Raw genomic sequence first — 12,577 nt, 5'->3', positions numbered from 1 at the left:
ACTTAATTACCTAAAAGAACAACACGGCGCAGGCAGTGGATATGGCCATCCCCACCAAGACGGGTACGGTCAGTGCCCGCACTAAATCTAAAACATGTACCCGTGCAAAACCCGCCACGGCGATTAGGGATGACCACGCAATTAACGTGCCTCCGCCCGTCCAAATCGCACCTATCTGGCCCACTGCAGCCAACGTTTCCACACTCAGGCCCGATACGGGTGCGAGGGCTGACGCTAACGTGCCCGTTAATGGCAGACCTGAGAAACCAGAGCCATCAATACCTGACACTATCCCTACCAACAGCACCCCAAATGCCACCAAGAAATGGTTTTCAGGAATGTATTGTTGACCTGCAGAAATCAGCTCAAACAGCAGGCTAGGCGTTTGATCCAAAGGTCTGTCTAAGATGGCAGACGCCGCTTCGCTAGCGCCCAAAAAGAAGAACCCCGCAATAGGTAACACCGAGCCCATGGCACGGAATGCAAACACAAAACCGTCGGTCATGTGATCAGGGCACACATCCAATGTGCGGCGCGGCCCCTCAGCCATACAGGTAGCAATGGTCATTAAGATAAAGGCCACCCCACCTACCAAACCGGCAGCCTCTCCGCCGCGTAGCACTGGCAAACTAGGGATAAAACGTGGCAACAGCATCAGCCCAATCACGGCCAAGAATGCCAATGGCGTAATCACGGCCAAGATGCGGGAATAGCGCTTTTCTTTCTCGCTCAAACTGCCATGTGCTGTCAGCTCTGACCCTGACGTGCCCCGTGCAATTTCTGCTTTGTCGTATGTGCCTTGCGATTCCACCTCGTCCAGCGTGCTGTCCGGTGCTTGCCCCATCCACTCATCTAACAACTTGGTATCTGCAGGCTTAAAGTAGCGACGCATAAACAAGAAGGCCAAGGTCAACGCTACGCCCCCGGTAATCCACGACAGCACCAGCGCTCTATCCGCAATCAGCCCCACATCTGCTGCTACACCAGCGGCTTTAGCGCTAATCCCGGGCGCCACGCCAATGATGTAATCCGATGACAACGCCATACCTTGGCCACAGATAGCAATCACCATCGCCCCCACCAACGGTGGTAAGCCTGCTGCAATAGCTGCGGGTAACAGAATTGCCGACACCAGTGGTACGGCTGGCGTAGGCCAGAAGAACAGCGAAATGAAATACGTGGCCGCACCAATCATCAAAAATGACGCTGTGCTATTCACCATGACTTTGCGAAACGGTGCCACCATGCGCACGTCTGCCTCTAAACGCTTCAGCGAATTCAGCAGGGCAGTCATGAACGTGATCACCAAAAAGATATTGAACAGCTCTTTGGCCGCCACAAAACTGGCAGAGAAAATACTGATAATCCCCTGAATGGGACTACCCGTAATGGCGGTTACCACAGCCAACGTGCCTATCACCGATGGCACCACGACGTTGGCCCTAAACAGCATGGTGATAATGATCACCAATACCCCAATCAGATACACCCAATGTGCCGCACTCAGCACTACATCAGTTGGCATGCCACATCCCCCTTTATCTATACTTTTATTTAAATCATCTACACCTCGTAAGTCGGTATACTATCTGCAATTTGTTTTAGGATTCGATAAAACCCCCAAATACTGGGGAAAACTCTGATAAATTCAAGCCTAAAACATTCAATCTGAATACCATATACAAAAAAAGGAAAAGCAAACGTGTTCATGTCATTGCTGAGTTTGGTTGACCCTCTGTCTTGGCTGTTAATGGCGGCGCTGGTGGTGCTGGCGGCTTTCTTGCAGGGAGTAGGCGGTGTGGGCTTTGCCATGCTGGTGGCTCCCATAGCGGCGCTTACCTTTCCAGAGCTCGTTCCGGGGCCATTATTGGCCTTAGGTGGTAGCGTTTCCTTGCTCGCCGCGCTGCGCGAACGCCAGCATATTGTGTTCCCTGTTGTGGGCTATGCCGTATTAGGGCGTGCTATAGGCTCGCTCATTGCCGTATTGGCCATGACCCAACTGCCTATGACCATGATTAACTTGAGCTTTGCATTGATGATTTTGGTAGCGGTCACCCTCAGCGCCAAAGGGCTGCGTATTCTGCCCTCGTCGCGCAATATGGGGTTGGCAGGCATTGCCTCGGGCATTATGGGAACCCTTACCTCGGTGGGGGCACCTGCGTTGGCCATTGCCATGCAAAATTTAGCCGCAGCTCAATTACGGGCATCCCTAGGATTAATTTTGTTTCTGGGTGCCAGCTTATCGTTGATTTTGCTGATCGCTGCGGGGCTATTCACCATGCAACAAGCACTATTAAGCGTTGTACTGTATCCCTTTATGCTGCTGGGTTTCGCGCTATCTGGGAAAATGCGCCACAAAGTGAGCCTGCCTGTTATACGTAGGCTATTGCTCAGTGTGTGTACCTTTAGTGCTGTAGTACTTATCGTACGTACCCTGCTGGTAGCCTAAGGCTCATGTGTATACCATATTCGTTAAATCGTCCGGTGACCGTATAATTCAATCTTGGTCCCTGTTGGATTCGCAAGGTCATACCATGAGCATAACCAGTTTAAGCACTACTCAAAATACCGATAATCGTCGCATTGGCGACAACCACGCTTCGCTATTCGCGGTCATTCGCGATCAGCTGCGCGACCGTATTCTCAGTGGTGAGTTTCATCCTGGCGATAGATTGGTAGAAGGCAAACTTGCTACCGAAATGGGCGTATCGCGCATCCCTGTGCGCGAAGCCTTGCGTGAATTAGCGTCTGAAGGCTTGGTCACCATCGAACCGCGCCGTGGTGCGTCCGTGTCCGTACTGTCCCCAGATATTGCCTACAACATGGCGGAAGTACGTGCTGCACTAGAAGGCTTAAACGCCAAGTTGGCGGCACAACGTCGCAACCAAAAAGGCATTGAACAACTGCAACAGATTCTGGATCAAGGCAAAGCCGCCGTTGAGCGTGAAGACTTAGACTTGCTGCAATCGTTGAACCGCGAATTCCACGAAACCTTGGCTGGGCTATCTGGCAACATTGTGCTGACCGAGCTGATGCGCTCCTTGCGTGACCGCACTGCCCTGCTGTTTGCCCCTAGCAACCTGCAACGTATACGTCAAAACTGGGAAGACCACGCTCAAATTTTAAATGCGGTGATCAACGGCAACAGCGACCTTGCTGACCTCTTGGCATCGCAACACGTGCACAACGCGGCACAGGCTTACCAAGACATGCAGGCTAGCGAGGCCGCCTCACAAGCTTAAGCGTGTCTGCACTTCAGGGCATCTAAACTGCCGGTATACGGAAAACGTACAGAATCATCGTAGCCAAAGGGCTGGAAATGCACGGTGACGCCTTCAGCATGGGGCAAGATCACGGCGTAACTTGCCGGTTCAAAGGTAGACGTTGCTGCCCCTGGAGTGCTTAAGTCCAACTCATGCTGATGATTAGTACCGTTTACGGTGAAAAACGGTACACCGTTCCACACGCCCGCTGAGCAACGATGCACATGCCCAGAGAACAAATGCACCGGCTGTGTACAACGCTTTAACAGCGGCAAGACTTGCTCTGCATTGCTTAAACGTAGCCAATCCATGGATGGGTACTGCAGCATAGGCATAGGATGGTGCGAAAACAGCAAGATGGGGCGAGTAGCGGCTGCTAGCTTCTGCTCTAACCACATCAAACGCTGCTCACACAAATACCCATCGGTATAACCGTCTTGCAGCGTATCCAAATACAAGGCTTCATAGTCACCCAGGACTTCAGCATGCTGCACAAAACCAGCCACTTCTGAAGGCTGCTGAGTAAACTCCTGCTCAAAGGCGGCGCGATCATCGTGATTGCCCATCAAAAAGCGCACAGGCATTTTCAAGGCCGTTAAGCACTCTGCTAACCGTTGGTACGCCAAAGGGTGACCCGCATGAGTAAGATCCCCTGTTAATACACAGTACTGCGCATCGGCGTGATGTCTATTGATATGGTCTATACACTGCGACAGATGCTCGATGGGGTCTTCGCCAAACAAACTTTTTCCTGCGGGCGTAATGTGCAGATCGGAAAGATGGATGATTTTCATAACACGTCCTTAACGTATACCAGCACGCAGAAACGCCTGCATAAATTGCTTTTGGAACAGTAAAAAGCCTACCAACAACGGGAAAATCGTCATCAAAGTTGCGGCACTAATCAACGAGATACTGACCCCACTTTCTGGCGCACCGAACAGCGACAACCCTACCGTTAACGGGCGAGTGTGCTCTGAACTGCTTACCACCAACGGCCACAAAAAGTTATTCCAGTGCGACGACACCGACACCAAGGCATAGGCCAAGTACACCGGTTTGACCAACGGCACATACACGCGCCACAGCACGCCCAATCTAGAGCACCCTTCTAAGCGTGCAGCGTCTTCTAGTTCGCGTGGCACTTGCTTAAACGCCTGACGCAACAAGAACACCCCAAACGCGCTAGCCATATAGGGCACACCCATACCCCACACGGTATCGGTCCAGCCCAATAAAGACACCATGCGGAAGTTCTCCACAATCAGCACTTCGGGCAAGATAAACAGCTGCAACAGTAGCAACATGAACAGGAACTGGCTGCCAAAAAACTTGAATCGCGCAAAGGCGTAGGCAGCCAAGGTACAAATCACCAACTGCCCCACCAAAATAGTCAGCACCAATAGGGTAGTATTGAACACATAACGTAGCCACGGCGCACGCGCCCATGCGGCACTGAAATTCTCTAAGGTCCAGCCCTGCATCATGTCTAACGACAAGGCCGCAGAAGGGTCTCTAAACGCTGCCCAGCAGGCGTACAACAGGGGAGATATCCACAACAAGGCCAACAAATACGCCCCCACATTCTCTAACGGGAAAGCGGGAATGGCGCGACGCCAGGCGGGGGTACTACGAATAGGGTACACAGTAGTCATCATGGTTACTGGTAGTGCACACGCTTTTCAGCGTAACGGAATTGAAGAATGGCGATCAGCCCTAAACCACCTAACAGAATCACGGTCAACACTGCCGCACTAGGCGTATCCATGTAGGCAAATGCGGTTTCCCATATCCAATACAACAGTAATTTGGACGCGTTGTTTGGGCCGCCTTTGGTCAGAATAAACAGGTGATCCACCAGCTTCACCGAGTTGATCAGCGCATTAATCAGAATGAACAACGTCGTGGGTGCTAACAACGGTAACAATACACGTCTGCCGTACTGCCAACGGCTCGCGCCTTCCAAACGCGCGGCATCGCGCAGTTCCGGTGGCACAGTTTGCAACGCAGCCAGATAGAAAATCATGAAAAACCCGGCCTCTTTCCAGATGGTCACCACCATCACTGCTCCTAGCGCCGTCTGCGGTTGCCCCAGCCAGTTGGTAGAACCGCCACCAAACCACTTCATGATCTGATCTAACAAGCCCAGATCAGGCGTATAGAAAAACAACCACAAGTTGGCGGCTGCAATCATGGGCAACATGGTGGGCGTGAAATAAGCACAGCGTACCCACGCCCGCATGCTCATGGCACGGTTCGCCCACAACGCCATCAATAACGCCAAAGCGATAGAGACGGGGATAGTGACGGCGGCATACCACAGGTTATTTTTCAGTACCAACCAGAAGGTAGGGTCTGCCAGCATGGCGTCATAGTTGTCCATGCCCACAAACTGCGAGGGACGGCGGGCCGTCCCCTTACTTTGCAGACTGGCCCATAACGTGTGCAGCGCAGGAATAAAAGCAAACACACTTAACAGTACCAACAAGGGTGTAAGCAGCAAGTAGGCAAACACCGATTCCTTTCGCAACACACGCAATGGTTTCATCTGTGTTCCAGCTTAGTTAAACGGACGCAGCAAGCGATCAGCCGCTGTTTGTGCTTCATCCAAAGCGGCTTGCGGTGTTTTGCTCTGTGTCAGAGCAGACTGCACAGCGTTAGACAACAACTCACGCACACGGGCTGTTTCGTAGGTAGCAAACTCAGGGGAAGCTACTGCCAATTGGTCACGTGCCACGGTCGCTTGTGGGAAAGTTTTGGCGTAATCTTGCAGCGCTTTGGTTTCATACGCTGCTGGGCTCACACCCACATAACCCGTTGCCATCGACCATTTCGCTGCACGCTCAGGTGCTGTCATCCAACGCACGAACTCTACCGCGGCTTCTTTCTGCTCGTCACTTGCACCTTTAAACAAGTAGAAGTTACCGCCGCCTGTAGGCGAACCCGCTGTTTCGTTAGCTGGCAACATGGCAACGCCAAACTCAAACGGTGCTTCGTTTTTCACCGCCGTCAGGTTGCCGGTGGTGTGCCACATCATGGCTGTTTGGCCTTGTACAAAAGCTTGGCGCAGTGTGCCCCACTCAATGGTGCCTGCTGGGCTGACTTTGTATTTCTGTGCCAAATCCTGGAAGAACTGCAACACTTCTACGGCTTTAGGGTCATTGAAGTAGACTTCCGTGCCGTCTTCGTTCATCAGTTGGTGGCCGTTTTGCAAAGCCAACGCTTGGAACATCCAGTAGGGGTAACCTGTGGACGGGATCATCAAGCCGTAACGTTTGTCGGTAGTCAGTTTTTGGGCCGCCTCCACCATTTCAGCACGTGTTTTTGGTGGCTGTTCTGGGTCCAGACCTGCTTCGCGGAACATGTCTTTGTTGTAGAACATTACGATGGTAGAACGCTGGAACGGAATGCCCCATACCTTGCCATCCAAGGTACCGTTTGCCATCAATGCAGGGTAAAAACTGTTCAACCACGCTTTGTTTTGGTCGCCTTGCGCTACATCGCTAAAGGCCTCTACCAAACCTTGGTCAACCAAGTCATGCGTATCCAACGCACCCAACACCGACAATTGCACAGGCTCACCTGCACGCAATGCTGACAATGCGCGTACACGCGTTTCATCGTAGTTACCGGAATACACCGCTTTCACTTTGATGTCTGGGTTTTCGGCTTGGAAATCGTTAATCATGCCATCTACCACTTCGGTCAACGGACCGCCTACCGAAATGGGGTAGTACATGGTCAGCTCTACCGCACTCAGCGCTTGGGCGCTTAGACCCATCAACAATGCACTAGAGGTAGTCATCACAAATTTTTTCAACATCGCTATCTCTCTTAAACGTTAAGCGGCCAGCACGGGCGAGGCCAGCTGCAAACGCGCCCCGGTGTCCTGACTGAAGTAAAAAGCATGTGCAGGATTCCAACTCAATCCACAACGCTCTCCTGCCATAAAGCGTCGGCTGTGCGGCGCGCGCACAATCAAGGTGTTGCCATCTTTAAGACGTACATACACATAGGCATCAGCACCTTGAAACTCGTGGTGCACGACCGTAACCACCACACTTTCCGGGGTAGGTTCGTGCAACTGCAATTGTTCGGGGCGTACTCCTATAGACACCCTATGTGGCAAATCAAAGCCATAGCGTGTGGGCCACAATGACAGCGGCACAAAGTCGCTATGGATTAGCATCATGGGAGGGCTACCTATAAAACCCGCCGTGAACATACTGTTAGGTTCTTGGTAAAGCTCTTGTGCAGAACCTTGCTGGGCAATGCTGCCGGCGTTCAACAACACCACCTGATCAGCCATACCCATGGCTTCGGTTTGATCGTGCGTCACATACACCACCGTTAAGCCCAAACGCTGCTGCAGTGCACGGATTTCATGGCGCACGCTGTGGCGCAATTTGGCGTCCAAGTTAGACAGCGGCTCATCCATCAAACAAATACGGTGACCCGACACAATGCTGCGAGCCAAGGCCACACGCTGACGCTGTCCGCCCGATAACTGTGCGGGTCGACGGTGCTCTAAACCTTCCAAATTCGTCAGCGCCAACGCTTCTTGCAAGCGTTTTCGTTGATCTGCTTTACTCACACCTCGCACCTGCAACCCAAACAGAATGTTGTGAGCCACGGTCAAATGGGGAAACAGAGCATACGACTGAAACACCATAGTCAGCCCGCGCTGGGCAGGCTCTTGATGCGTCGCATCTTGTCCATCAATCAGCAACCTACCTGTAGTGGGCTGTTCTAATCCCGCGATAATGCGCAGCAATGTAGATTTGCCGCAACCTGATGGCCCTAACAATGCGGTGAACTGACCTTCTAGAATAGAAAGATCTATATGCTTAAGTACCGCATGATCCCCCCACGATTTGCCTATACCTTGCAATTGAATGGCGGCTTGACTCATGCTGCACCCTCACTGGCTATTACTACTTGTACATGCGCTGGAATACGCTGCCTGTAGCCCACGGGCAAAGGCAAGTCAGTCACCAGCACATCTATATCGTCTACGGACCCACTACGTACCGCCGCCAACCGTCCAAACTTGGAGTGATCCAACACCAAGATACGGGTGCGACAGTTACCGCGCAGGGCTTTATGGCAATCAGATTCGGCCATATCAAAATCCAGCAGTGCCCCTTCCAGGTCAAAACCGCCTACGCCTGATACCCCAAAATCCGCCTTGAAACTATTGAATAAACGCTCTGCCTCAGGCCCCAGAATCTCTGGATTAGGCTGACGTAGTACGCCACCTGCCACTACCACCCTGTTGCTGAGGTTCTGGCTAAGCGGCATCGCTGCGCTAAGGTTATTGGTGACCACGGTAAGTTCCTGATGCTCCACCAGGGCCAAAGCCACTTGCTCAGGCGTAGTCCCAAATCCCAACAACACGCTAGCACCGTCCGGAATCAACGCGGCTACAGCATGACCTATTTGTACTTTGGCTTGAAAGTGGGTGATACGTCGCGTCTGGAACGACACATTGCGCTCATGGCCAGCTAGCTCGGCACCACCATGACGACGACGCACCAAGTTGGCTTCATAAAGTGCGTTCAGATCCCGTCGGATGGTTTGCGGCGTCACGCTAAAGTGCGTGGCAAGTCCGTCGACGGACACAGCCCCCTGCACGCGTAACAACTCCACAATCCCACCTTGTCGAACCGAAAGATTCATAACACTGCATTGCCTTTCATTTGAATACGTAGCAGTGTAAAAAACGAAAATTACGCTCGGATTACTACCATATGAACCTTTTGTGACGATAAAAATGTTCATATGAACACCCAGCGCCACATACATTCAGCAACCTTCAGGCTTTTGTGTAGTCCGACCCTTTTTGTTAAGGTGATGGGTATGGAGTTTGCACCTAGCCGTTATGACCTATTCCAACGCTGACTACGCCAAACTGGATACTGCTCGCTGGATGGCCGCCTTGGCCGTCGTGCTCTTGCACTGTGCAGCCGTTCCTCTAACCACCACCACCGATTACGGCACACACAACTGGTTCTGGGCCAATGTGTACGATGCCGCTACCCGCTGGTGCGTACCCATTTTCGTGATGGTGAGTGGCGTGCTGTTGTTAGACCCCGCTAAACGCGAAGGCTTTGGTGAGTTCTACAAGAAACGAGGTCTCCGTATTTTGCCAGCGCTGCTGTTCTGGTCAGTGTTCTACTTGTTCTGGGGTGCATGGATGTACCACCAACAAGGTGTGCCTATGGATGCCCAAGCATGGCTACGTAAGGCCACAAGCGGCGAGCCCTACTATCACCTGTGGTACTTATATATGTTGGTAGGACTGTATTTATTTGCCCCCTACCTACGTTTACTCTACCAACACTGTACCCAACGGCAAAGCCGCTATATTTTGCTGTTCATGCTGGTACTCGCCATGCTGCAAAGTCTGTATAGAGAAACCCAAGGCAACAGCTACGGTTTCTTCCTGCTCTGGTTTCTGCCCTACATTAGTTACTTCTTAGCCGGGCGCATGATGTTCGAGCGTCGCGTGGTGATTCCCTACCCGAGCTGGATACTGGCTGCCAGTATTGCAACCACAGTAGTAGGGACTACGCTGCTGTCCTCGGAAGACTATTTCAGCACCTACTTTTACGATACCTTTAGCCTCACCGTGCCGGTGATGTCATTGGCCGTATTTCAACTCATACTAGATCGCCCCCACCTGCCACAACTACGCATGCTGGCACCCTTCACCTTTGGGATTTATCTCGTACACCCTATCTTTTTAGATCTGGCACAACAAATTGGTTTATACCAAGCGCAAACCGGTATAGTCTGGCAGACACCCTTGATGGCATTCACCGTTTTTATGCTGTCGTGGTTATTGGCTCGCCTATTACGAACCCTGCCCGGTGGTACACGTATCACCTGACGACTTATGACTCAGCCCCCTGCGCCCCCGCCCTCTGACCAGCGTGCACAATCCGCTTTTTTGCGTGTATGTTGGTTCATTCTGGCGATATGCAGCTTTGCGCTAGCGATCATTGGGGTCATTTTGCCTGGCATGCCTACTACGGTTTTTGTATTAATCTCAGCATGGGCTGCGTCTCGTAGTTCTCCACGTTTTCATCAGTGGCTGATGAATCACCGTATTTTCGGTCCCTCCTTACACAACTGGCAAAATGGCAGGCTGGTCAATAGACAAGCCAAGTGGACAGCGCTGGCTAGTATGAGTGTTTGCGCCGTGTTATTGCTATGGCTGGCTCCACATTTCTGGATTAGCGTCATCGCTATCAGCTGCATGTTGTGCGTGCTGCTATGGCTATGGTCCAGGCCCGAACCCCCCACGCAAAAAAGCGAGCCTTAAAGGCTCGCTTTTTTCTGACACTACATACTAACGATTAGGAGTTAGATGGGTATTGCTGTGGGTACATTTGGTTCAGTGTTTGGCTGGATTGGCCTGGTACCATATCGCCAACACGGATAGCCTCTGCCAATTCAGCACGTACTTCGGCGCGGGATTTCGCTGCTGCATTTTGATGAGCGGCAGGGTACAGCGCAGGGTACATTTCATTCAAACGTGCGCTTGATTCGCCTGGTACAACGTTACCTTCGCGTACTGCTTGTTCCAGTTCAGCACGTACTTCTGCACGTGTTTTTACCGCTGCTGGTTGAGCTGGGTATACGGCAGGGTACATTTCACGCAGTGTTTGGCTGGAATCGCCAGACAACATATCACCAGCGTTGATCGCTTGAGCCAATTCAGCTTGTACATCAGCACGTGTTGGGGTGGTATTTACATTCAAAGCCATCACTTGGCCAGCAAACAGTGTAGCAACAGCAAGACTCAGAGCAGGTAGTATGCGTTTCATAATCATGATTCCTTTCAATAAATTCAGTAGTAATAACTACACCTTAATTAGCTACGGATAGAAGCGTTAACCAATGGCATTTGCTCTATCTACGATTAGTGGAATTCACTGTATTCCTTTCAACGATTGGAAGGTCAACACCACACAATCTCATAGCTTTTGAGTAGTAGCGATACGTCCCAGAACACTCGATAGGGTTCTTTCTAACTAAGAATAAGAATCACTATAGAATCTGCATGAAGTGTAGAAAAGAGAGTTTATCGGAATCCATCAATGCTTTTTTTGCACTACTGAAATCAGAACTTCACTCTATTCTTTCTTGCGTGTAGCCTAGTACCTCACACGGGATGAATGCTCTTTACTGTGTATCGCTGCATCCATGGCTACACTTTAAGTCAACCGAAAAAACAGATAAACCAGACAAAAAGACATACACTATTTCAAAAAACGAAATAATAAATTTTTGCTACAGGTAATTTATGAGCCGTTTACTCGCTATGCACGTGTTCGAACGCGTGGCAAATGAGGGTGGTTTTGCTGCCGCAGCACGCTCGCTCAATATGTCCCCCTCGGCCGTCACCCGCCATGTGGCCGACTTAGAAAACCACCTAGGAACACGGTTATTCCAACGCACTACCCGCCGCGTTCATTTAACGGATGCCGGTGAGGTCTATCTCGCCCGCATACAACACATTCTGCAAGACATTGAAGAAGCGGATGCCCAAGTCAGTGCTCACACCAATGCACTCTCTGGCAGACTGCGTATCTATGCGCCCCCCGCCTTGGCGTACCACGTTGTAGCCCCTATTTTGGGCGACTTCTGTTTGGCCTACCCCGACATACGCATAGAGATTCAAGTGGGCGCGGAATACGCACTACCCATTGAAGACTTTGACATCACCATGTTGGGCAATAACGTGCAAGAAAACGCCAACATCGTGGCGCGAAAAATTGTGGAATCCGAAGTTATTTTGGTTGCCTCGCCAGACTACGCTGCCCGTAACCCCTTACCCCAGCATCCGTCTGAACTATCCCAGCACCGCTGTTTACGCCTGCGCGACTCTGAACGCTTGGACAACTGGACATTCCGACACCCTGATCAGCCAGATGAACAACTGAGCATCGCGGTAGACCCCGTGATTATTGCTAATCACACTGACACGTTGCTGACGGCAGCCTTAAATGGCGTGGGTATTACTTCGGTGGTATTAGGCTTGGCTGCTCCGTACTTAAATCGGGGTGAATTAGTACGTGTACTGCACCCGTGGAGCACAGGTTTCATCAATATGTATGCGGCATTGCCTAGCCGTAAACACATACCGCAGCGCTCTCTGGTTTTCTTGGATTATCTGATTAACCACACTAGACAACAACATGCGGAGGCCAGAGCCAACTGTACTGCCTGCTAAACGCTACTTTTCGCGGCTAATGCTATTTGCCCCCACCCTAAATTCAGCGTAAAGTGGCTACTAGGTTTTACGC

The 12,577-nt window shown here is 51.3% G+C and carries 13 protein-coding genes; 5 read left to right on the top strand and 8 right to left on the bottom strand.

What is annotated here, in order from left to right:
* Window positions 1-10: 10 nt before the first annotated feature.
* The gene (locus tag AC3QL0_RS00740; RefSeq protein WP_493009623.1) at window positions 11-1,525 is read right to left on the bottom strand and encodes a hypothetical protein; all 1,515 of its coding nucleotides are present in this window, start codon (window positions 1,523-1,525) and stop codon (window positions 11-13) included.
* 183 nt (window positions 1,526-1,708) lie between these two features.
* Here AC3QL0_RS00740 and AC3QL0_RS00735 point away from each other — a divergent pair, with 183 nt between their 5' ends.
* A complete protein-coding gene (locus tag AC3QL0_RS00735; RefSeq protein WP_493009622.1) occupies window positions 1,709-2,449 on the top strand; it encodes a sulfite exporter TauE/SafE family protein in 741 nt (246 codons plus the stop codon).
* An 85-nt stretch (window positions 2,450-2,534) separates the two neighbouring features.
* The gene (locus AC3QL0_RS00730; RefSeq protein ID WP_135865382.1) at window positions 2,535-3,242 is read left to right on the top strand and encodes a GntR family transcriptional regulator; all 708 of its coding nucleotides are present in this window, start codon (window positions 2,535-2,537) and stop codon (window positions 3,240-3,242) included.
* Here the strand turns inward: AC3QL0_RS00730 and AC3QL0_RS00725 are convergent.
* Genes AC3QL0_RS00725 through AC3QL0_RS00700 form a run of 6 tightly spaced genes read right to left on the bottom strand, consistent with a single transcriptional unit; the run spans window position 3,239 to window position 8,942 of the window.
* Window positions 3,239-4,057 carry a phosphodiesterase gene (locus AC3QL0_RS00725; RefSeq protein ID WP_493009621.1) on the bottom strand — a complete coding sequence of 273 codons (819 nt, stop codon included), beginning with the start codon at window positions 4,055-4,057 and terminating at the stop codon, window positions 3,239-3,241. The genes AC3QL0_RS00730 and AC3QL0_RS00725 overlap by 4 nt on opposite strands.
* A 9-nt stretch (window positions 4,058-4,066) precedes the next feature.
* On the bottom strand, window positions 4,067-4,918 hold the full coding sequence (locus tag AC3QL0_RS00720) for a carbohydrate ABC transporter permease (protein WP_493011023.1): 852 nt from the start codon (window positions 4,916-4,918) through the stop codon (window positions 4,067-4,069).
* Window positions 4,919-4,923: 5 nt separating this feature from the next.
* On the bottom strand, window positions 4,924-5,811 hold the full coding sequence (locus AC3QL0_RS00715; protein ID WP_493009620.1) for a carbohydrate ABC transporter permease: 888 nt from the start codon (window positions 5,809-5,811) through the stop codon (window positions 4,924-4,926).
* Between the two features lie 12 nt (window positions 5,812-5,823).
* The gene (locus AC3QL0_RS00710; RefSeq protein ID WP_493009619.1) at window positions 5,824-7,086 is read right to left on the bottom strand and encodes an ABC transporter substrate-binding protein; all 1,263 of its coding nucleotides are present in this window, start codon (window positions 7,084-7,086) and stop codon (window positions 5,824-5,826) included.
* A gap of 18 nt (window positions 7,087-7,104) precedes the next feature.
* The gene (locus AC3QL0_RS00705) at window positions 7,105-8,175 is read right to left on the bottom strand and encodes an ABC transporter ATP-binding protein (protein ID WP_493009618.1); all 1,071 of its coding nucleotides are present in this window, start codon (window positions 8,173-8,175) and stop codon (window positions 7,105-7,107) included.
* A complete protein-coding gene (locus AC3QL0_RS00700) occupies window positions 8,172-8,942 on the bottom strand; it encodes a DeoR/GlpR family DNA-binding transcription regulator (RefSeq protein ID WP_493009617.1) in 771 nt (256 codons plus the stop codon). Before AC3QL0_RS00700 ends, AC3QL0_RS00705 begins: the two co-directional genes overlap by 4 nt.
* A 202-nt stretch (window positions 8,943-9,144) precedes the next feature.
* Between AC3QL0_RS00700 and AC3QL0_RS00695 the strand changes: the two genes are divergently transcribed.
* Together AC3QL0_RS00695 and AC3QL0_RS00690 are read left to right on the top strand one after the other, a co-directional pair.
* Complete coding sequence (locus AC3QL0_RS00695) at window positions 9,145-10,155, top strand: acyltransferase (RefSeq protein WP_493009616.1); 1,011 nt, start codon at window positions 9,145-9,147, stop codon at window positions 10,153-10,155.
* 6 nt (window positions 10,156-10,161) lie between these two features.
* Window positions 10,162-10,590: a YbaN family protein gene (locus AC3QL0_RS00690; RefSeq protein WP_493009615.1), complete on the top strand. Its 429-nt coding sequence runs from the start codon at window positions 10,162-10,164 to the stop codon at window positions 10,588-10,590.
* A gap of 34 nt (window positions 10,591-10,624) precedes the next feature.
* Here AC3QL0_RS00690 and AC3QL0_RS00685 read toward each other — a convergent pair whose 3' ends face one another.
* Window positions 10,625-11,095: a DUF4148 domain-containing protein gene (locus AC3QL0_RS00685; protein ID WP_493009614.1), complete on the bottom strand. Its 471-nt coding sequence runs from the start codon at window positions 11,093-11,095 to the stop codon at window positions 10,625-10,627.
* A 479-nt stretch (window positions 11,096-11,574) separates the two neighbouring features.
* Between AC3QL0_RS00685 and AC3QL0_RS00680 the strand changes: the two genes are divergently transcribed.
* Window positions 11,575-12,504, top strand: a complete 930-nt coding sequence (locus tag AC3QL0_RS00680; RefSeq protein WP_493009613.1) for a LysR family transcriptional regulator — start codon at window positions 11,575-11,577, stop codon at window positions 12,502-12,504.
* Window positions 12,505-12,577 lie beyond the last annotated feature (73 nt).

The organism is Paenalcaligenes sp. GW821-LYS-B07-1, from assembly GCF_058803365.1.
This window is presented reverse-complemented; position numbering and strand designations above follow the sequence as displayed.

What these genes read in the sequence shown, in the direction of transcription:
- AC3QL0_RS00700 (WP_493009617.1), bottom strand. Translation starts at nt 8,942, where the DNA reads ATGAATCTTTCGGTTCGACAAGGTGGGATTGTGGAGTTGTTACGCGTG.
- AC3QL0_RS00685 (WP_493009614.1), bottom strand. Translation starts at nt 11,095, where the DNA reads ATGAAACGCATACTACCTGCTCTGAGTCTTGCTGTTGCTACACTGTTT.
- AC3QL0_RS00705 (WP_493009618.1), bottom strand. Translation starts at nt 8,175, where the DNA reads ATGAGTCAAGCCGCCATTCAATTGCAAGGTATAGGCAAATCGTGGGGG.
- AC3QL0_RS00710 (WP_493009619.1), bottom strand. Translation starts at nt 7,086, where the DNA reads ATGTTGAAAAAATTTGTGATGACTACCTCTAGTGCATTGTTGATGGGT.
- AC3QL0_RS00695 (WP_493009616.1), top strand. Translation starts at nt 9,145, where the DNA reads ATGACCTATTCCAACGCTGACTACGCCAAACTGGATACTGCTCGCTGG.
- AC3QL0_RS00715 (WP_493009620.1), bottom strand. Translation starts at nt 5,811, where the DNA reads ATGAAACCATTGCGTGTGTTGCGAAAGGAATCGGTGTTTGCCTACTTG.
- AC3QL0_RS00680 (WP_493009613.1), top strand. Translation starts at nt 11,575, where the DNA reads ATGAGCCGTTTACTCGCTATGCACGTGTTCGAACGCGTGGCAAATGAG.
- AC3QL0_RS00740 (WP_493009623.1), bottom strand. Translation starts at nt 1,525, where the DNA reads ATGCCAACTGATGTAGTGCTGAGTGCGGCACATTGGGTGTATCTGATT.
- AC3QL0_RS00690 (WP_493009615.1), top strand. Translation starts at nt 10,162, where the DNA reads ATGACTCAGCCCCCTGCGCCCCCGCCCTCTGACCAGCGTGCACAATCC.
- AC3QL0_RS00730 (WP_135865382.1), top strand. Translation starts at nt 2,535, where the DNA reads ATGAGCATAACCAGTTTAAGCACTACTCAAAATACCGATAATCGTCGC.
- AC3QL0_RS00735 (WP_493009622.1), top strand. Translation starts at nt 1,709, where the DNA reads ATGTCATTGCTGAGTTTGGTTGACCCTCTGTCTTGGCTGTTAATGGCG.
- AC3QL0_RS00725 (WP_493009621.1), bottom strand. Translation starts at nt 4,057, where the DNA reads ATGAAAATCATCCATCTTTCCGATCTGCACATTACGCCCGCAGGAAAA.
- AC3QL0_RS00720 (WP_493011023.1), bottom strand. Translation starts at nt 4,918, where the DNA reads ATGACTACTGTGTACCCTATTCGTAGTACCCCCGCCTGGCGTCGCGCC.